The sequence below is a fragment of the Sorangium sp. So ce176 genome, from assembly GCF_051519835.1.
Lineage (GTDB): Bacteria > Myxococcota_A > Polyangia > Polyangiales > Polyangiaceae > Sorangium > Sorangium cellulosum_G.
This window is the reverse complement of sequence record NZ_CP150371.1, coordinates 4,180,215-4,201,134: the sequence shown is the minus strand read 5'-3', so window position 1 is coordinate 4,201,134 and position 20,920 is coordinate 4,180,215. Positions and strand designations below refer to the sequence as shown.

The window sequence follows — 20,920 nt, the reverse complement described above, 5'->3', positions numbered from 1 at the left end:
CCGGAACCCGGAGAGGAACGCCACGTTGAGCGAGCTGCAGCAGCGGATCAAAGGCCTGTCGTCCGAGGAGCTCAAGGCGCTCGTCGCGAAGCTGAAGGGACAACGTCCTTCCGGCGGCGCGGCGGCGGGGCCACAGCGGACCGGGACGCGATCGAGGTTCCCCCTGTCGTTCGCGCAGCAGCGGCTCTGGTTCCTGTACCGGTACGAGCCCGACAGCCCTGCGTACAATCTCCACGGCGCGGCGCGCCTCCGGGGCTCGCTCGACGTGGCGGCGCTGGAGCGGGCGATCTCGCTCCTCGCGGAGCGGCACGAGATCTTGCGGACGCGCTTCGGCGAGGAAACCGAGGACGCCTATCAGGAGGTGCTGCCAGCGTCCGGCGTCGCCGTGGCGGTCACGGACCTCTCCACGACGGCGCCGGCGGCCCGCGAGCGCGAGCTCGCCCTCCGGTGCGCAGAGATCGCCCATGCGCCCTTCGCGCTGGACCGAGGCGACCTCCTCCGGGCAGCCCTCTTTCGCCTGACAGCGCAGGAGCACGTCCTGCTCCTGGCGACGCATCATATCGCCAGCGATCACTGGACCTGGGGCGTGCTGCTCCGGGACCTCGCCACGCTCTACAACGAGCTGGTCGCGGGGCGCGCCCCGCGGCTGCCCGAGCTGCCCGTCCGGTATGGCGACTACGCCGTCTGGCAGCGAGGCCAGTGGAGCCAGGAGCGCCTTCAACGAGAGCTCGCGTACTGGAAAGAGCGGCTGCGCGGCGCGCCGGCGCTCGTCGAGCTTCCGCTGGACCGGCCGCGCCCGGCCTCGCAGGCGCACCGGGGAGCGAAGGCGTCGCTCACGCTGTCACCCCGGCTCTCCGCGGAGGTGAAGGCGCTGTGCCAGCGGGAGGGCGTCACCCTCTTCATGGCGCTCCTCGCCGCGTACCAGATCCTCCTCTGTCGCGTCACGCAGAAGCTCGACGTCGTGGTCGGGTCGCCCGTCGCCGGGCGGACGCGGCGAGACATCGAGCCGCTGGCCGGGATGTTCGTCAACAACCTCGCGCTTCGCGCCGACCTCTCGGACAACCCCGGCTTCGTCGAGCTCCTCCGCCGGACGAAGCGCGACGTGCTCGACGCCTTCGCGCACGACGAGCTGCCGTTCGAGCTGCTCGTGGAGGCGCTGCAACCCGAGAGGAGCACGTCCCACGCGGCGCTGTTCCAGACCCTGTTCATCCTGCAGAGCGCGGCGGCCGATCTGCCGGTCTTCACGGGGCTCACGCTCGAGCCGGTCGAGGTGCCGGTGATGACGTCGAAGTACGACTGGACCGTCGAGGCCTGGGACCGCCCCCAGGGCATCCGGCTCGATCTGGAGTACGACACCGATCTGTTCCGCCGCGAGACGGTGGACCGGATGCTCAGGAGCTATGAGGCGCTCCTGCGCGCGGCGGCCACGCGCCCCGACACGCGCGTGCTCGATCTGCCTGTCGTGCACGAGGACGACGCGCTGCTCCTCGAGCGATGGAACCGGACGGAGCGGCCTTTTGCCGAGGATCTCTGCGTGCACGAGCTCTTCGAGCGGCAGGCGCAGCGCCATCCGGAGCGCGTCGCGCTCGCGCTCGGCGACGACGAGATCACGTACGGAGAGCTCGACCGCGCCTCCGCCCGTCTCGCGCGCCGGCTGCGCGCGATGGGCGTCGGCCCGGACGTCCCGGTGGCGATCTGCATGGAGCGATCGCTCGATCTCGTCATCGGGCTGCTCGCGATCCTGAGATCGGGCGGCGCCTACGTGCCCCTGGATCCCGCGCTGCCGGGCGAGCGCATCGGCTACATCCTGCGCGATCTAGGGACCGCCGTCCTGCTCACGCAGCGCGCGCTGCGCCCCTCGCCCGCCGGCGAGCCGCAGCGGACGGTGCTCTTCGAGGATCTCACCGCGGAGGCCGGCCTGGCCGAGGAGCCGCTCGTGGCTCCGCCGTGCAGCCGGAATCTCGCCTACATCATCTATACGTCGGGCTCGACAGGGCACCCCAAAGGCGTTCAGGTCGAGCACCGCAGCGTCGTGAACTTCCTCGAGGCGATGCGGGACAGGCCCGGCCTCGACGCCGGCGACGTGATGCTGTCGGTGACAACGGCGTCGTTCGATATCTTCGTCCTGGAGCTGTTCCTGCCGCTGAGCGTCGGCGCAAGGACTGTCCTCGTGTCCGCCGCCGACGCGCGGGACGGCACCGCGCTCCTGCGAGCGCTGGAGAGCTCGAGAGCGACTGTCATGCAGGCGACGCCGAGCACGTGGCGTCTCCTGCTCGCGGCGGGGTGGACCGGCAGCCCGCACCTCCGCGCGCTGTCCGGCGGGGAGGCGCTTCCGCCGGACCTCGCCCGGGAGCTCGGCGTGCGCGCGGGTTGCCTCTGGAACCTGTATGGCCCGACGGAGACGACCGTGTGGTCCGCCGCGGCGCGCGTCGACGATCCGGACAGGATCACCCTGGGATCCCCGATCGCCAACACGCGCATCTACATCCTGGATGAGCGGCGCGAGCCGCTCCCGATCGGCGTGGCCGGGGAGCTGTACATCGGCGGAGCGGGCCTGGCCCGTGGCTACCATGGCCGGCCCGACCTGACCCGGGAACGGTTCGTCGACGACCCGTTCTCGGCGGCGCCGGGCGCGCGGATGTACCGGACAGGCGACCTGGCGCGAATCGCGCAGGACGGGCTGCTCGAGTTCCTCGGCCGGATCGATCATCAGGTGAAGATCCGCGGCTTCCGCATCGAGCTCGGCGAGATCGAGGCGACCGTGGCGCGCCACCCCGGCGTCAGGGAGTGCGTCTGCGCGGCGCACAGGGACCCGGTGGGCGAATCGGTGCTCGTGGCCTATTACGTGCCCGCGGCGGAGCCGGTGAGCCCCGACGCGCTCAGGGCGCACGCGCGCGCGTTCTTGCCCGAAGCCATGCTCCCGGCGCGCTTCATCGAGCTGCCGCGGCTGCCGCAGACGCCGAACGGCAAGATCGACCGCAAGGCGCTCCCGGGCCCGGACGCGCTGGAGCGCGCGCCGGCGCGCGATCGGCAGGTGCCGGCGACCGAGACGGAGAGGCTCGTGGCCGCTGTGTGGGAAGAGCTCCTCGGGCGCGCGCCGGGCAGGACCGACAATTTCTTCGAGCTCGGGGGCCACTCGCTGCTCGCGATGCGCGTCGTCTCCCGCATCCGCGAGCGAGCGGGCGCCGAGGTGCCGCTCCGGTGGCTGTTCGACACGCCGGTGCTCGCCGACCTGGCCCGGCGGATCGACGAGAGCGCGCGTCCATCGACGCGCCCGGCGCTGCGCCGCCGCGACCCGGGCGCTGTGATCCCGCTGTCGTACGCGCAGACGCGGCTCTGGTTCCTGGACCGGCTGGCGCCCGGGACAGGGGCCTACAACGTCGGTGGTGCGGCCGAGATCGCGGGGCCCCTGTGCGTGCGCTCCCTCGAGCGCGCGCTTCATGCCGTCATCGAGCGGCACGAGGCCCTCCGCACCGTGTTCCGCGTCGTGGACGGGGCGCCCGTCCAGATCGTCCAGCCGTCGGCGCAGCTCGATTTCGAGGAGATCGACAACCGGCGCCCGGCGCTCGCTCCGGACGCGCGCGAGGCGACGGCGCTCGCGCGGCTCCGGCGGATGGCCGGGCGCCCGTTCGACCTCGCCAGAGGCCCCCTTGTGCGGGCCGAGCTCGCGCAGATCGACGACGAGCGGTACCTGTTCGCGTTCGCGATGCACCACATCGTGACGGACGGCTGGTCGCACGAGATCTTCGTGCGCGAGCTCGCCGCCGCCTATGAAGCGATCTCGACGGGCGAGCGCCCGCGCTGGGGCGCGCTCCCTGTCCAGCACGGCGACCATGCGGTCCACGAGCGGCGGTGCTGGGACGAGGCGACACGGAGCGAGGACATCGCGTTCTGGAAGGCCGAGCTCGCGGGCGCCAGCCAGACGCTCGATCTCCCGACGGATCACCCTCGCCCCGCGGAGAAGCAGGTTCAGGGGGCGCGGCACCACTTCCGCTTCTCGCGAGCGCTGACGGAGGCCGTGGAGGGCCTCGGCCGCGAGCGCGGCGTGACGCCGTTCATGGTCCTGATGGGCGGGTTCCTCGCGCTGCTCCATCGGCTCAGCGGGCAGGCGGACCTCCTCGTCGGGACGCCGATCGCGGGGCGTGATCACCGAGAGCTCGAGGGCGTCATCGGGTGCTTCGTGAACCCCCTCGTGTTCCGCGGCGATCTCGGGGACGATCCGCCGTTCGGCGAGCTCCTCGCGCGGGTGCGCAGCACGGCGGTGCGCGTGTTCGCTCACGCGGACATCCCGTTCGAGCGGCTCGTCAACGCCGTTCGACCGGAGCGAGACCTCGGCCGGACTCCGCTGTTCCAGGTGATGTTCGCCTTCCAGCCCAAGGTGCCCGCGCCGATCGCGCTGGGGCGGGCGCGGGTGACGCCGATCGACATCGATCCCGGGACGTCGCAGTACGACATCACCCTGTCGATGCAGCACGACGGAGCGACCCTGAGCGGTCATATCGAGTACGACACGGCGCTGTTCTGCGAGGCGACGATCGCGCGCCATGCCGAGCTCCTCCAGCGCCTCCTCGCCGAAGCGGCGCGTGAGCCCGAGAAGAGGGTCTCGGCGCTCCTCGGCGGCGACGCGCTCGGACCGGCGACGGCCGCGGCTGCGCGCCGGGCGCTCTCGGCGCCCGCGCTCCCGTTCGTGCGGAGCGCCCCCGCGGGGGAGCCTCCTCGGCTCGTCCGCCGCGCCCGGCGCGTCGACGCCGGGCTCCTCCGCCGGATCGAGGCGCGCGCGGCGCTCCTCGGCGTGAGCCCTGGGGCAGCCGTCGTCGTCGCCTTCGCGCAGGCGGTCGCCGCGTGGAGCACGTCGCCGTTGGTCATCGTCGTCGGCGCGCCGGGCGAGCCGGCGGACGGCGTGCTGTCCGTCTCCATCGGCGCGGGGAGCGGCGGGATCGAGGTGAGCCGCGGTGGCGAGGCGCCGTTCGTCGATCTCGCCCGGTCCTTCGACGAGGCCGTCGCGCGCGTCGCGCCCGGGACGCGGGCGCCGGACGAAGGCGCGCGTCACCCCGGCGCGACGGCCGTCAGGCTGCACGTCGCCGCGCCCTTCCGGTCCGAGCGAGGTGGACAGGGCACGCAGGCTGCCTGCATCGAGCACGAGATCCGGCAGGACGAGGGGGGCTTCGCGCTGAGCTCCGGCGCCGCCGACGATCTGTTTCCTGAAGGCCTCGCTGTGGATCTCCTGGAGGCGTACGAGGCGCTCCTGGGCCGCCTCTCTCGGGACGACGCGTCCTGGACAAGGGCGGCGACCATCGAGCTCCCGGAGCGGCAGCGGGCTGTCCGCGCCCGCGTCAACGACACAACGCGCGAGGTCTCGAGCGACCTCCTGCACAGCGGGTTCATGCGGCAGGCGGCGCTGCGGCCCTCCGCGCCGGCGGTCATCAGCCCCGAGAGGACGTTGACCTACGGGGAGCTCGATCGGCAGAGCAGCGCGCTCGCCCGGCGCCTTCGCGCGCTCGGAGCCCGACCGAACGCGCTCGTCGCGGTGGCCACGGCCAAGGGATGGGCGCAGATCGTGGCGATCCTGGCGGCCCTCAAATCGGGGGCGGCGTACCTGCCCGTCGATCCGGAGTGGCCCATCGAGCGCATCCGCACGACCCTGAAGCAGGGGCAGGTGGAGATCGTCCTCACGCAGGCGCGCCTGGCCTCCTCGCTGGCCTGGCCCGAGGCCCTGCGCCTGATCGCTGTCGACGACGACGGCGCGTTCGCGTCGGAGGACGACAGCCCGGTCGCGGCGGTCCAGGGGCCGGACGATCTCGCCTACGTGCTGTTCACGTCGGGCTCGACGGGGAAGCCCAAGGGCGTTGCGCTCGATCACCGCGGCCCGCTGAACACGATCCTCGAGATCAACGAGCGCTTCCATGTCTCCTCCTCGGATCGCGCCCTCGCGCTCTCGGCCGTCCACTTCGATCTCTCCGTGTACGACGTGTTCGGGCTGCTCGGCGCGGGAGGCGCCCTTGTCATCCCCTCACCGGAGGGCGCGCGGGATCCGGCGCACTGGCGGCACCTCATCGAGACCCACCAGATCACGGGTTGGAACTCGGTGCCCGCGCTGATGCAGATGTTCATCGAGCACCTCGGCGGCGGTCCTCCGGCGTGTCCCTCGCTGCGCTGGGTCATCCTGAGCGGCGACTGGATCCCCGTGTCCCTGCCCGATCAGATCCGCCGCGCTTGCCCGGGGGCGCGGGTCATCGGGGCGGGGGGGCCGACGGAGACCTCGATCTGGTCGATCTTCTATCCCATCGGCGAGGTGGACCCGACCTGGAAGAGCATCCCTTACGGCAAGCCCCTCAGAAACCAGCGTGTCCACGTGCTCGACGAGCGCATGCAGCCGTGTCCCGACTGGGTCGTCGGCCGCATGTACGTCGGTGGGATCTGCCTCGCCCGCGGCTACCATCGGGATCCTGAGCAGACAGCGGAGCGCTTCCTCGAGCACCCGGAGACGGGCGAGCGGCTCTACTGGACTGGCGATCTCGGGCGGTTCCTCCCGGACGGGAACATCGAGCTCATCGGGCGGGAGGACTTCCAGGTGAAGATCCAGGGGAACCGCATCGAGCTCGGGGAGATCGAAGCCGCGCTGGCGCAGCACCCCGAGGTCAGGCAAGCGGTGGTGTGCGTGGACACGACCCCGAGCGGGACCAGGCGCCTCGTCGCCTGCTACGTGGCTGAACGGGGCGCCGCGCTCGATCCTCGCGTCCTGGAGGAGGTCGTCGCCGCGAGGCTGCCGCTGTACATGGTGCCCGGCGCGTGGGTCGCGCTCGATCGCATGCCGCTGACGGCCAACGGCAAGGTCGATCGGAGAGCCGTCCTCGATCTGGCCCTCCAGCACCGCCCTGGGGCGAGCGCGGCCTACCGGGCGCCGTCGTCGGAGGCAGAGCGCCGGATGGCCGCGCTCTGGGCCGGCGTCCTCAAGCTGGATCGGGTGGGCGTTGACGACAACTTCTTCGCGCTCGGAGGGGATTCGCTCCTTGGCATCGCGCTGGTGGAGCGGGCGCGGGAGGCGGGGCTCGACATGACGCCGCGGCAGCTCTTCCAGCACCAGACGATCGCGCGCCTGGTGACCGCACGCGCCTCCCTGGACCGCGCGGAGGGGGACGTCGAACGAGAGATCGGGGAGCAACCGCTCACCGCCCTCCAGCGCTGGTACCTGGAGCAGGCCCACGAGCGCACCCGCCCGGCGCGCTGGAACGTGAACCTGCTGCTCGAGGCCGTGGCGCCGCTCGATCTCGACAGGCTCGCGCGCGCCTCGCTGATCCTCGTGAACCGCCATGAGGCGCTCCGCGCGCGCTTCGAGCGCGCTCCGAGCGGCTTTCGCCAGGTGATCGACGAGCCGTGGACCGAGGCGCCGTTCGCGTGCGTGGATCTGTCGAAGGTCCCGGAGGATCAGCGCCCGGCCGAGCTCGAGCGGCGTTGCGATCGCATGCAGGACGAGTACGAGCTCGAGCGCGGGCGGCTGTTCCGGATCGTGTTTTTCCGGTGGGACGAGCAGGGGCGAGGCCGGTTATGGCTCAACGCGCACCACCTCGTCGTCGACTGGATATCGATGATGATCGCCGCGCTCGACCTGCAATCCATCTATCATCAGCTCGCGCATCAGCTCGCGACGACGGCCGCGCCCCGCCTGCCGCCCAGGGGCGCCTCGCCCGGCCGCTGGACGCGCGCGCTCGAGCGGTGGGTGAACGACGAGGTCCTGCCGAGGGAGCGCGCCTACTGGCTCTCGCTGCCCTGGGACGAGATCGACCTCCTCCCGGCGGACCACCCGGCGACCCGGCATCTCCATACAGTGGCGTCGGTCCGCGATCACTGGGCGTCGCTCCCCGAGCAGGAGTCCCAGGTCATCTTGCGGGACCTGCCGGCGCGCTTCGGGGTGAGCACGGAGAACGCGCTCATCGCCGCGGTCCTCCGCGGCGTGACAGCCTGGACGGGCCGCTCCTTGCAGGACATCATGGTCCTGAACTCGGGGCGTGATCTGATGCCCCACCGCGCGGAGCTCGACGCGTCGCGCACGGTGGGCTGGCTGAGCGCCGAGCGGGTGCTCGTGCTCCGGCGCCCGAGCCAAGAAGAGCCCCTCGCGGCGCTGCTCGACGTGAGCCGGCAGATCGATCGCATCCCGAACGGGGGCCATGGCTACAACCTCCTCAAGTACCTCGGCGGTGACGCCCGGCTCAGCGCGGAGCTCGGGCGGCTCCGGAAGCGACCGGGGATCCTGTTCAACTACCAGGGGCGCGTCGAGCCGCCCGCGCAGGGATCGATCTTGCGCGTGGCGAATGAATCCACGGGGTATGACGAGGCGGCGACGAACCTGCGGTTCAACCTGTTCGAGTGCCACGTCCTTGTCCGCGGAGAGGCCCTGACGTTCAGGTGGCGCTACAGCGCAAACGTGCATGCGCCGGCGACAGCGCAGAGGGTCGCCGGCGACGTCATCGACGATCTGCGGGCGATCGCGCGCGCGTGCCGGTGAGCGGGGCCCGCGTTCGTGTGCGCGCGGCGGCGCGAGGGACGGAAACAACACATCGGGATGAGCCAGCATGAAGACGTTCTCAATCCAGTTGCCGGATCAAAGGGTCGTTCACGATCGCGTCCCCGACATGGCGAGGACCCTGCATCTCCAGGTGCAGGGCTACTTCAGGCCTCGCGTGCAGCGCCTCCTGGCCGGCGGCGAGGTGACGGTGATCGACGTCGGCGCGAACATCGGGCTCTTCGCGCTCGAGGTGCTGAAGCGCACGGGCGGACGAGCGCGGATCCACTGTTTCGAGCCGATCCCTGAGACATTCGAGCTCCTCCGGATGAACCTGGGGTCGTCCGGATCGGAGCGCGTGCGGCTGCACCGCGCGGGCCTTGGTCGAACCGCGGGCGCCGCGACCTTCCACTACGCTCCGCGCCAGAGCGCCATCTCGAGCATGTACGACATGATGGCGAGCGACGACAAAGAGGCCACGCTCGCGGCCATCTACGACGAACGGATCCGAGAGAAGCACCACGCGGATCTGCCGGCCTACATGAGGCGCCTCCCGCGCGCGGTGAACTCGCTGCTCATCGACTGTCACGCGTGGTGGATGAGGCGTGGCATGCGGCGCGTGGAATGCGAGCTCACGACGCTGTCCGAGCTCATCGAACGGGAGCAGATCGGGCACATCGACTTGCTCAAGATCGACGCCGAGAAGGCCGAGATCGACGTGCTGGAAGGCATTCGCCCCGGCGACTGGGGCAGGATCCGGGCCGTCGTCCTCGAGCTGCACGACTTCGGCGGGAGAGGCGAGCGCGTCCGGCGGATGCTGCGCGATCACGGGTTCGAGGTGGAGACCGATCAGATCTGCCCCGAGGACGTGATCATCACCATGACGGGGTACCGGTAGAATGCGGGGGAGCGCCGGCCTCCGGGTGCTCGGCGGCTCCCCCCCTCACCCGCCGTCAATGATCGATAGCAGGCAAGAGGCGCACAACGCGCTGCGACCAGAGCTCGATCAGCTCGGCGATCACCGCCTCCCTGTCCGTCACGTCGTCGAGCAGCTCGCGGAGCCGCTTCCGGCCGTCGGCCCGCCACAGGACCTCGAACGTCTCGGCGGAGACAGGGTACTTCGCGTCGTTGTAGGTCGTGACGATCGCGCGCTCGACCACGTAGCCGCCCGGCGCGGGGCCTCGCAGCGAGCGCAGCTTCACGAAGGTCGGAAACGACGGGACGAGCTCCGCGTAGGCCGACGGCGGCGCAGGCTTCTTGTGGACGAGGTAGTCGCCGACGACGAGCTTGTCGAGCCGCGTCGTCAGAAAACAGGTCACGCAGTCGTCGACAGAGTCGACGATCGGCTCGGCGTTGTTGTTGAAGGAGGTGTTGAGCACCACCGGTACGCCGGTGATGTCGCCGAACGCCCGGATGAGCTGCCAGAAGCGCGGGTTCGTGCGCCTGGAGACCGTCTGGACGCGCGCGGTCCCGTCCACGTGGGTGATGGCGCCGAGCTGCTGACGCCTGTGCTCGTGGACGGGCACCGTGAAGATCATGAAGGGCGAGGTCTCCGCGCCGCCGAGATCGAAATAGTCGTGCGCGTCCTCCTCGGTGACGGAGGGCGCGAAGGGCCGGAACTCCTCGCGCTTCTTCACCATCGCGTTGATGATGTCCTTGTTCGCCGCCGGCCGGGGATCCGCCACGATGCTGCGGTTGCCGAGCGCGCGGGGACCGAACTCGGACCGGCCCTGAGCCCACCCGATCACGCTCCCCGCCGCGATCAGCTCGGCGGCGGCCCTGGGCGCGTCGGCGAGCTCCTCCACGCTGATGAGGTCGCGCCACGCGTCGAGCGCTCTTCGCACCTCGGCCCGCTCGCCGATGTGCCTTCCCCAGTACAGGTGGCTCATCGCGGGCGGTCGCCGCGCCGGAGCCTTTCGCATGTGCACGGCCATGGCGGAGCCGAGCGCGCAGCCGGCGTCGTGCGCGGCCGGCTGGACGAACACCCGCTCGAACAGCCTGGAGCGGAGGATCTTCCCGTTCAATGTGCAGTTGTGCGCGACGCCGCCCGCGAAGCAGAGGCTCGCCTGTCGGGTCTCGCGCTGGAAGTGCCGCAGGCAATGGAAGACGATTGTCTCGAGCGCCTCCTGGAGCGAGGCGGCGATATCCTTGTGGTCCTGCGTGATCGGCTCCCGCGGGGCGCGCGGCCGGATCACGTCGTGGAGATCGACGATCTTGTCGACGTCGATGGCCCACGCGCCCTCCGGGAGCAGCGTGACCATCGCCTCGAACAGCGCCCGGTACCTGCGCGGATCGCCGTACGGAGCGAGCCCCATGACCTTGTACTCGTCGAACAGCGAGAACCCGAGAAACCGTATCACCTGGACGTAGAAATTGCCCAGCGAGTCCCGCTCCGCGATGTCCCTCAACGATTGAAGCTCGCCGCCGGAGCCGACGGAGACGGATCCCGACTCGCCATCGCCGCAGCCATCCAGCGTCAAGACGAGGCTGCTCTCGTACCCCGAGCCGATCAGGGCGCTCATCGCGTGGGCCGTGTGATGCTTCACGAACTGGATGCGCTCGGGCTCCACGTCGACGCCGAACTCGGCGAGCAAGAGGCGCCTCATGACATCGTGCGCGGTGCGCAGCTCGGGGTCGGAGGAGAAGAGCCCGCGCTTCACCGCGGCGTTACACCAGTCTTCGCTGATGTAAAAGCAGATGGTGTCCACATCGTCGACGCGGAGCCCCCGGCTCTCCAGGCAGAAGCGCGCTGCCTGGAAGGGGGCCTTGTTCGAATGCTTGAGTCGGTTCAGCCGCTCTTGCTCGATCGCCGCGACGACCTCTCCGTCCTCGAGGAGGACGGCGGCGCCGTCGTGCGACGTCGCCGCGTTGAATGCTGGTCTCGGATAACCTTGATGGTCCGGCTCGTGGCCGCCGCTTAGGCCAAGGATTCTCATGAATGGAGGGTAGCATTCGAATGCGATAAGTAAACCATCGTCGATGGGCAAATCGACGCGCGGACATGGCCATCAATGCGAGACCCGATCGGTGCGTTTGACGCGCCGAACGGGGCTGATTGCATTCGTGTTTCTGCAGGAGAATGGCTCTCCGAGGCAGCGAACAGGGAGCCCATGGCCAGGCGCGTCGTGCTCGTGAGCCACGGCCAGTGGCGCCGCGCCGGCCCCTTCGTGGAGGTTTATCGCCCACGCGAGATCGGTCAGCGACGGCGTCCGCTCCGCAACGCCGGCCGGCCCTGGGTCTCCCCCGCTCCCGTGGCCCCCCGGCGCCGCCGCCGTTCCTCTGCTTCTCGCCGCTGCCGGGTCTGCTCCACGCCCGCGTCGACGTCCGGCCGCAGCCGCACGACCTGCGCGAGGAGCGCAGCGCCGCGTTCCGAGCGCTGCACGTCGGTCCCCCGGAACTCGTCCAGCGCGAGCTCCGCCTGGCTCAGCGCCGCCTGGGCATCCTCCCACCGTCGCTCCGTTGCCCTGGCGGAGGCGACCTCCCCCACCCCGCTCGCGCCGTCGGACGGCCAGCTCCTGCGCCTCTCGGCTCCTCGCTCGGAGGCTGCGTGGGCCCGGATCGCCCCTTCACGCGACCGCCGCCGCGAACGAAGCGAACAGGTCTCCCGGCAGCGCATGGTGCAGCCGCCACGTGATCGCCATCGGCAGCTCGCCCTCGTGCCGCACGTAGCTCGCCGGCCCCAGGAACCAGAACGCCCGCTCATCGCTGCGCAGCCGCGCGAACAGCATCACCGCCGTGCCGAGCGCCTCGTGCTGCCGGTAGCGTCGACCTGTCTCGCTCTCGGCGCGCGTGGTCGACTGGCTCTCCCAGTGGATGAGCTGCCGGCTGATGGCGTGGTCGCTGTAGCGCGTCGTCGGCGAGAACTGCCCGCTCGTCTTGTCGAGCGTGAACGCGAGCAGGTCGGCCCTGGCGTCCTTCGCCCAGTACACGCCCGTCTGCCATGGCGCGACCTTCGCGCTGCCCCCGACCCCGAACGCCGCCAGGATCTCGATGCGCGAGTAGCGCGCGTGCACCTCAAGCGGCACGTCCCGACGGGCCGCGAGCGCCCGGTGAACATGGTCGACGCGCCCGGCGAGCACGCCCATCAGCTCGACGATCTCCGCGCGCACCTGGGGATGCGCCCAGATCAGCGCGCAGGCCTGGGCCAGCGTGGCCGTCTTGCCGACAGCGCGATCGGCCACGGTGGCGACGAGCATCCGCAGGAGCCGTCGCTCGCGGACGCTCATCGCCGCCGGATCCGGACACGCCTCGGACGCGAGCAGCCGGCGGTACGCCTCGATCCGCGCGAAGTCGTCGACGTGCAGCAGCCGCCCGCACGCGCGCCGCAGCGCCTCCTCGTGCGGTCCCGCGCCCAGCAACGGAAGTCCCGCCTCACAACGGAGGTCGGACCACGACCGCTGGCCGGCAACCACGTCCTCGAGCTCGAGCCCGGTCTCCTCGAGGAACCGCGCGAGGCTCACGTCCCCGCCGCGGGCGAGCCTCCTCAGCTCGTCCACCTTGGCCGTCCACCCCGACGGCACGGCTTGCCGGATGTTCTCGAGCACGAGCTCCGACGCCTTCCGATCGAGCTCCATGTGGCAGCCCGCGGGCAGAAACGGAAATCCTCTCTCGATCTGCCGAATGACCTCCTTCCTGCTCCCGCCGAGCAGGGCTCCGAAGCGGCGATCGAACCGGAACTCGCGGCGATGGTGCCCGACGAAGTCGAGCACCGTGCAAACGGTCTTGCCGGCGCTGCGCCTCAGACCGCGCCCGAGCTGCTGCAAGAAGAGCGTTGCGCTGTCGGTCGGGCGCAGGAGGATCAGCGTATCGACCGCGGGGACATCGAGCCCCTCATTGAACAGGTCCACCGAGAAGACGACGTTCACCTCGCGCGCCCCCAGCTTCGCCAGGGCCGCGCGCCGCTCCTCACCGGGGCTGTCCCCCCACACGGCCGTCGCCGCGATGCCCGCCTCGCGGAAGACGCGCGCCATGAACCGCGCGTGCTCGATGCTGACGCAGAACCCGAGCGCCCGCATCTTCCGCGGGTCATCGACATGCGCGGCGAGCTGGGCCACCACCTGCCGGGCCCAGATGTCGTTGGCCGTGAGCAGCCTGGAGAGCCCCTCGACGTCGTAGCCGCGCCCGCGGCGCCACGGCACCTCGCGCAGGTCCAGGCCGTCGTGGATGCCGTGGTAGACGAAGGGCACCAGCCGATGCTTGTCGATCGCGTCCCAGAGCCGCAGCTCCGCGGCGATCCGGTCATCGAACCAGCCGAGCAGCGGCAGCCCATCGCTCCTCTCGGGCGTGGCCGTGAGGCCGAGGAGCTCGACGGGCCGCACGTGCTCCAGCAAGGCGCTGTACGACGGCGCGGCGGCGTGGTGGAACTCGTCGACGATCACCACGTCGAAATGGCGCGGGTCGAGATCGTCGAGCCCCGCCGCGGCGAGGCTCTGGATCGACGCAAACACATGCTCGAAGCGCCGCGGGCGGCGGCCGCCGACCCACAGCTCGCCGAAGGCGTGATCCCGCAGGCCCTGACGGAAGGTCGCCAGGCTCTGCTCCAGGATCTCCTCGCGGTGGGCCACGAAGAGCAGCCGCGCGCGGGGCAGCGCCTCGCGCAGCCGGGCGTAGTCAATGGCCGCCATGACCGTCTTGCCGGTGCCGGTCGCCGACACGAGCAGGTTGCGGTGGTGCCCCCGCTCGCGGGAGAGCGCGATCTGCTCGAGCAGGCGCTCCTGGAACGGCTCTGCGCGGAGCTCGACCGGGCTGAGGATCACCGAGATCGCCCCGCTCGATGCCTGATCGATGCGATCCAGGAACTCCTCGCGGTCGTACGGCACGAAGTCGCCGCTGTTCCAGTAGCTCTCGAAGACGGCGGCGACCTTGGCGACGACATCCGGGTTGCGGGCCCCGGACACGCGGACGTTCCACTCGAGCCCGCTGATCTGCGCGGAGTGCGTCAGGTTGGAGGAGCCGATATAGGCCGTCGAGAAGCCCGACGCGCGATGGAACAGCCAGGCCTTCGCGTGCAGGCGCGTCGTGCCCGTGTCGTACGAGACCCGCACGTCGGCGCCGATCGTGCGGAGCGCGTCGAGCGCCCGCGCCTCGGTCGATCCCGTGTACGTGGTCGTCAGCACGCGCAGCTCCCGGCCCGCCTGACGGTGCACGCGGACGGCATCGAGGAGCGGGGCAATGCCGCTCCAGCGGACGAACGCCATGACCACGTCGATGCGGTCCGCCGATCGAACCTCCGTCAGGAGCTGATGACCCACCCTGGGCTCGCCAGGCGCGTTGGTGAGGAGCGTCGTGTCGAGGAGCGGGATGAGCGGCTCGTCGATCGTCTCCGGCCTGCCGTCCGGCTGCCGCCCCACGATCGCCCGGAGCACCGTCCCCGGCTCGACGGGCGCATCCGGCTGGACCTCTGCGCCGGCGATCGCCTCGTCGATCTGCGCGACAAGCCTCCGCGCCAGCCCCACGCCCACGCTCACGCGCTCCTTGTCCCGCACGCCCGCGATCGCGCGCTGCACGACACGACCCAGGTGCAGCGCGATGCGGTCGGCGGCCTCGGCAACCCGGAGCTCCCCGGTGCGGGCCTCCAGGCCGCCGTCGATCTCACGCAGGCCCGGCGCGAGCGCCTCCGTCACCAGGATCTCGTAAAGACCGCGCCGGCTCGCCTTCATCGCCCGCGAGTCTACGGCACCCTGGCCATGCATGGGGCGCCCCGTCGCGCGCGCCCCTCACCCATCGTCCCGGAAGAGCTCACGGAAGAAGCGGTCCCTGTGCAGCAGGAAGTCGCGCGTGAGCGCGAAGTGCTCCGTCTCCTCGTACGCGACCGGCGCGATGCCGTCCTCCGAGAGCCGGTAGATCGTCGCCGCTGGATAGGCGAGCACGATGGGTGAGTGCGTGGCGATGATGAACTGCGATCGACCGCGCTCGATGAGCTCGTGCATGCGCGCGAGCAGCGTGAGCTGCCTGGCCGGCGACAGCGCCGCCTCCGGCTCGTCGAGGAGGAAGAGGCTGTCCGGCTTGAACCGGTTCTTCACGAGGGCCAGGAACGACTCGCCGTGCGACTGCTCGTGCAGCGACGTGCCGCCGTAGCCCGCGGTCACTTCCAGCTCGTCCACCTGGGTGGCGACGTTGAAGAAGCTCTCGGCGCGCAGGAAGAACCCGTTCTTCTCGCGGCGCGGCCCGCGCACGAGCCGCATCGCCGTGTGCAGCTCCGACTCGGAGCGCCGGGTCGAGAAGTTGAAGCCCTTCGAGCCGCCCTCCGCGTTGAAGCCGGCGAGCAGCGCGAGCGCCTCGATGAGGGTCGACTTTCCGGAGCCGTTCTCGCCGACGAGGAAGGTCACCTTGGGATGCAGCGCGAGCTCCTCCAGGCCGCGCACGGCGGGGATGCTGAACGGATACCTGGAGAAGTCGGCGACCCGCTCGCGCAGGAGCTGGACGGAGCGGATGAAGCCGTGCTGGAGGAGGGCGCGCGTCATGGGGGTGTCGATGCCGTGGGGTGCGAGCGTTTGCGGGTTCTCAGGGCGATAGCACGTCGTACGCGGGATGGAACGCACGCAGGCGGCGAGCCTGCACGTCGCCTCGCCAGGCGCGGGCACTGCACGTGAGCGCGGTGGCCCGTGCGGGCGCGCCAGCTCGCGCGCCGGTCCGAATCCTGCCCGGATCGCAAGGAGACGCACCACCATGCGACAATCATCATGATGAAGATCAGTTCTACGCCGCTCGCGGCATCCATCCTGACGCTGATGAGCGGCCTTACCATGGGTTGCGGGGCTGACTGTGAGAGCACCTGCAAGAAGGCGCATGAATCAGGCTGCGGAACCATGTGGACGAGGCGAGAGGAGCTCGACCCCGTTCATCCACCCAGGACCTGGGATTGCGCGAGCCTGTGCGAGGACATGGAGGCCAAGAGCCAGGCAGCCGACTGCACGAGCGAGCTCGACGACTACATGGGCTGCCTGAACGACCAGCGCAGCGTTTGCGAGCTCGACCCGTGCGGCTCCGAGGCCATTCGTCACACCACGTGCGTGCTGAGCTACTGCCTGGAGAACCGGGAGGGCCCATGCTCACGGTGAGCGAGGCCCGCCTGTAGCCGGCAAGCCATCGAGTTCACTTCATCGCTCACCGGGAGCCATGAGCTCCAGTTCGCACCGGAAAGCGTCGACGAGCTCTCGAGGCCGACGGCGGCGACGTGACTGCGGTGGATGCGGCGGTCCTCGTTTCAGCCCTGCAGCCCTGCGTCGGCGGACCTAGATGCCGCGAGGAGCTCGCAGGATGGAAGTCTCGGGCACGGCGAGCCCGCTGAAGTGAAGTACCTGGGAGCGACATGCCACGCTGGAGGATGGCGATGTACGTTGCGGGGCGCAGCCTCACAGGCCGGCGCCTCGCGGAACGCCCGCCCCCCCCCCCGCGACCATCTGGTATGATCCTCTGTTGCGCTCTGGCGCGTCCCCCTGGGGGGCGGCTGCACCCTCCCCCAGCTCCTGACGAGGTCCTACCATGTCTACCACCGGTCGTTGCCATCCTGGTCTGGTTGCCTTTCTGTCGCTCGCCGCGCTCGCGGCCGCCGGGTGCGGTTCTGGGCCTGAGCCCGCGTCGCTCGCGGAGAGTGCGCTCCAGGAGGCGGCGCTCGAGGCGCACACGGCGTCGTCGTCCGACCACCACGCGAAGAAGAGGTGCCGCCGTCACGTCGGTGTCCACGCGGCGTGGTCGTCCGTCGCGCCGCTGCCCCAGGCGCGAGAGCGGCACATCGCCCTGCTCCTGCCGGATGGCCAGGTGATGGTCGCAGGCGGCAGCGGCGCCTACCCCTACCCGACGGCGGTCGACTTCTACGATCCCGCGACGGACACGTGGACGACCGGCGGCGCGCTGCCCTATGCGATGTCTCCCGTGGGCGCCGCGCTCCTGCAGGACGGCAGGGTGCTCTTCAGCCCTGGCGGGCTGGTCTATGATCCGACCATGGGCACGACGACCAGCGTCCCCCTCACGCCCGGCGAGGCGGCCCGTGGGTGGGAATTTGCCCAGACGGCGCTGACTCTCCTTCCGAGCGGGCTGGTGCTGCGCACGGGGGGCAGCGACGACGAGCGCGTCCTCAAGGAGGCCGTGCTCTACGATCCCGCCACGAACACATGGTCCAGCGCTGGTACCATGTCGGTGACCCGCCACCTGCACACGGCGACGCTGCTCCAGGATGGGCGCGTGCTCGTCGTCGGCGGGTACACGTTGAACAGCGACGAGCGGCCCGCGGGTCGCACCAGCGTGGAGATCTACGATCCGGCCACGGGTGCCTGGACGGCGGCGGCGCCGACGAACCTGCCTCGCATGCAGCACACGGCCACGCTGCTGCCGAGCGGGCGCGTGCTGGTGGTCGGCGGCGGCGGCCAGATCTACGGCGGTACCGAGGAGGAGGTCGTGGTCCTCGTCGATGCCGGCGAGACCGCCGAGATCTACGATCCCGCGAGCGACACGTGGACGCTGACTCCGCCGCCCAATTTCCGCCACACCTGGGCGTCCGCTGTGGCGCCCATGCCCCACGGCCGCGTGATGGCCATCGGCAGCGAGGGCGCCGAGATCTACAAGGAGTCCAACGATACCTGGACCGTGATCGACGACCCGATCCGGAGGGGCTTTCACACCGCGACGACCCTGCAAGACGGCTCGGTCCTCATCACGGGCGGGTATGACGCGACGTACTTCTCCAATCCCCCGACCCTCACGAGCGTGGAGCGCTACGGGGGCTGCAAGACGAGGCCTTGACGCCTCCACGCCGCCGCACGCCGCCGCACGCCGCGGAGACGATCGACAAAGGGGCCGCTCACGCTCGTCGCAGCGCGCCGGAGCGGCAGCGCGCGAGCCTGGGAAATCGATGGTGGCCGGATCCCGTCGAAGGACGACCTCTGGCAGGGACCTTGCTCCGCGGTCTCACGGCTCGGCACCCGACGTTGATTCACGTCGCTCCGCGATGCTCTCGATGCTTCGGTTCAGCGCGGCTGCGAGCACGCCGACGTGCGGCTCGGTCATCATCGAAAGATGATCGCCCGGTACCCAGCGCACCTCCACCGGGCTGCTGCAAAGCCTGCTCCATCCATTCGTCGGGTCGCCCGAGGAGCCGGGCAGCGCGCTGCCCCCTTCCTGCAGACACTCCGTGGCGCGGAAGACGACGGTCGGCACCGAGCATCCGCTCGTAGGCCGGTAGCGGGTGCGGCGATTGGCGGTGAAAACAGAGAGAAAACCACGGATCTGGTCTGCCGAGGCGCTTTGCGTGGCGATCCGAGCATCGGCGATGCGGCGCCGGAGCACCTCCATGGGCGCGCCGTGCAAAGGCTGGCGCGGGGACGCCTCTCCCCGGCCAAAAAGCTGCTCCACCATGTCAGCGACCCCCCGCATCGTTTCTTCCTCGCTCTCGATCTTGGGCTCGGGAGCGAGCCCATCCAGCGGAGCCACTGTGTCGAAGAGCGCGAGCAACGCCACCCGCTCCCCGCCGAGGACGAGGCGGCGAGCGATCTCGAAGGCGACGAAGCCGCCGAACGAGTGGCCGCCCAGGAGGTAGGGGCCGCGCGGCTGCGCCGCCCGGATCTCGTCAAGATAGTGCACGGCCATCTCCTCGACGGACCGCTGGGGCTCGGACAGGCCGTCGAGCCCGCGCGCCTGCAGGCCGTAGAAGGGCCGGTCAGCGCCGAGGTGCGCCGCGAGCCGGTGGAGGTAAAGAACGCTCCCTCCTGCGCCCGGCACGCAGAAAAATGGCCGCTTCGACCCCTGCGCCCGCAGGGCGACCAGCGTTGGCCAGGGCTCCTGGGCAGCATCGACGCGCAGGGCGGCCGCGAGGCCCTCGACCGTGGAATTCTGCAGCAGAATGGAAAATGGCACCTCTTTCCCGAACTCCTCGCGAAGGGACGCCACGAGCCGGAGGGCGAGCAGCGAATGCCCTCCGCTCTCGAAGAAGTCGTCGAGCGCCCCTACGGGCTGAACATCGAGGAGCTGCTCGCACATACGCGCGACGCGGCGCTCCAGCGGATCGCGCGGCGGGACGAAAATGCGATCGATGCTCCGCGAGACCGGCGCCACCCTGGGGAGCTCGTCGTCGCGGATCGCGGCCAGGAGCGAGCCTAGCGAGGGCTCCGGGCTCGCCGCGATCATCGACGCGAGGAGACAGAGGTGATCGAGAATCCGGGAGGCATCCTGATCCGCGAAGCGACGCCGGTCGTGGAGGAGGGACAGGCGCACGCTCTCACCCTGCGACACGAGCAGCGTGAGCGCGTGCTTGGTCCGGGATCCGACCGTGCGGGATTGCCCCGGGTCCACGAACGCAGCCAGATCCAGCGGAGCGGCGGACCGGCTCGGCACGTTGTCGAAGACGACGAGGGTGTCGTAGAGGCGCTGAGCGCTCCGCACCTCGCTCCACGCGTGGATCTGCCCCGCCGAGCAATATTCATGGCCTCGCTGGCGAAGCTGCTCGCCATGTGCCTCCGACAGCCAGTCCCATAGCTGGGCCTCCGGCTGGATGAGCCTGCGCACAGGGAGCGTCGTGATGAATAGCCCGATGATCTGCTCTACCCCGGGCAGGTCGGGCGGCCGGCCCGAGCACGTGGCGCCGAAGACGACGTCGGTCTCGCCCCCGTACCGGCCGAGGAGCAGCGCCCACATCCCCTGGATCAAAATGTTCATGGTCACGCGGTGGCCACGGACCAGGCGCGTGAGCGCCGCCGTCGTCTCCGCCGAGAGCAACGCTCCTTGCTCCCCGTAGGGCTCCGCCGGCAGCGCGCGGAGGGCCTCGGCAGGCACGCCGAGCCGGTTGGGCCGCACGAAGCCCGCCAGCCTGCGTCGCCAGAATGCCTCGGTCTCGGCCATCTGCTGCTTCTCGAGCCACGCCAGGTAATGCCAGTAGAACCGCCGCGGCGGGAGCAGCGCCCGGCCCTGCTGCAACGCGAGGTAAAGACGCTGCACCTCGCTCAGGATGATCGAGACCGACCAGCCATCTGTGACAAGGTGATGGTGCGTCCAGACGAACCAGGCGCCGCCGCCGCGCGCGCGGAACAGCGCGAGACGCACGAGCGGGGCCTTGTTCAGAGGGAACCCGCGGAGCCGATCCTCGGCGAGGTAGCGCTGAAGCCGCTCCTCCACGGCGTCCTCGGGGAGGTCGCTCCAGTCTTCCTCGTGAACGGGAGCCCTCGCGGAGCGGAGGACGACCTGGCGTGGCTCCTCCAGGTCCATCCATGCGAAGCATGTCCGCAAGATCGGCTGCTCCGCGACGAGCTGCTGCCAGGCACGGAGAAAGACCTCTCGATCCACGGTGGGGCGCAGGTGCAAGACGCACTGCTCCACGCAGATCCCCGACTTCGGCGAAGAGAGCGCCTCGAGCAACATGCCCTTTTGCGTCGGTGAGAGGAAGTGAATACCTTCAATTCGATCTTGGTCCATGAGGGATCTCCCCGGAGC

General features: G+C 70.4%; 8 protein-coding genes. 4 read left to right on the top strand and 4 right to left on the bottom strand.

What is annotated here, in order from left to right; translation table 11 throughout:
- Positions 1-25: 25 nt before the first annotated feature.
- Both WMF42_RS15620 and WMF42_RS15615 read left to right on the top strand, forming a co-directional pair.
- Positions 26-8,503, top strand: a complete 8,478-nt coding sequence (locus WMF42_RS15620) for an amino acid adenylation domain-containing protein (protein WP_437692736.1) — start codon at positions 26-28, stop codon at positions 8,501-8,503.
- Between the two features lie 67 nt (positions 8,504-8,570).
- Entirely contained in the window at positions 8,571-9,398 is an 828-nt protein-coding gene (locus tag WMF42_RS15615) for an FkbM family methyltransferase (protein ID WP_437692734.1), read from the top strand.
- A gap of 55 nt (positions 9,399-9,453) precedes the next feature.
- On the opposite strand, the gene WMF42_RS15610 is transcribed toward WMF42_RS15615, so the two are convergent.
- The 3 genes from WMF42_RS15610 to WMF42_RS15600 form a co-directional block, all read right to left on the bottom strand.
- Positions 9,454-11,436 carry a carbamoyltransferase family protein gene (locus WMF42_RS15610; RefSeq protein ID WP_437692732.1) on the bottom strand — a complete coding sequence of 661 codons (1,983 nt, stop codon included), beginning with the start codon at positions 11,434-11,436 and terminating at the stop codon, positions 9,454-9,456.
- A 630-nt stretch (positions 11,437-12,066) separates the two neighbouring features.
- Positions 12,067-15,159 carry a DUF3427 domain-containing protein gene (locus WMF42_RS15605; protein WP_437692731.1) on the bottom strand — a complete coding sequence of 1,031 codons (3,093 nt, stop codon included), beginning with the start codon at positions 15,157-15,159 and terminating at the stop codon, positions 12,067-12,069.
- A gap of 57 nt (positions 15,160-15,216) precedes the next feature.
- Complete coding sequence (locus WMF42_RS15600) at positions 15,217-15,963, bottom strand: AAA family ATPase (protein ID WP_437692729.1); 747 nt, start codon at positions 15,961-15,963, stop codon at positions 15,217-15,219.
- Between the two features lie 345 nt (positions 15,964-16,308).
- Between WMF42_RS15600 and WMF42_RS15595 the strand changes: the two genes are divergently transcribed.
- Positions 16,309-16,560 carry a hypothetical protein gene (locus WMF42_RS15595; RefSeq protein ID WP_437692728.1) on the top strand — a complete coding sequence of 84 codons (252 nt, stop codon included), beginning with the start codon at positions 16,309-16,311 and terminating at the stop codon, positions 16,558-16,560.
- A 424-nt stretch (positions 16,561-16,984) separates the two neighbouring features.
- The gene (locus WMF42_RS15590; protein WP_061608997.1) at positions 16,985-18,241 is read left to right on the top strand and encodes a Kelch repeat-containing protein; all 1,257 of its coding nucleotides are present in this window, start codon (positions 16,985-16,987) and stop codon (positions 18,239-18,241) included.
- A 165-nt stretch (positions 18,242-18,406) separates the two neighbouring features.
- Here WMF42_RS15590 and WMF42_RS15585 read toward each other — a convergent pair whose 3' ends face one another.
- Positions 18,407-20,902 (bottom strand): alpha/beta fold hydrolase, encoded by a 2,496-nt coding sequence (locus tag WMF42_RS15585; protein ID WP_437692726.1) that lies wholly within the window; start codon positions 20,900-20,902, stop codon positions 18,407-18,409.
- Between the last annotated feature and the right edge of the window lie 18 nt (positions 20,903-20,920).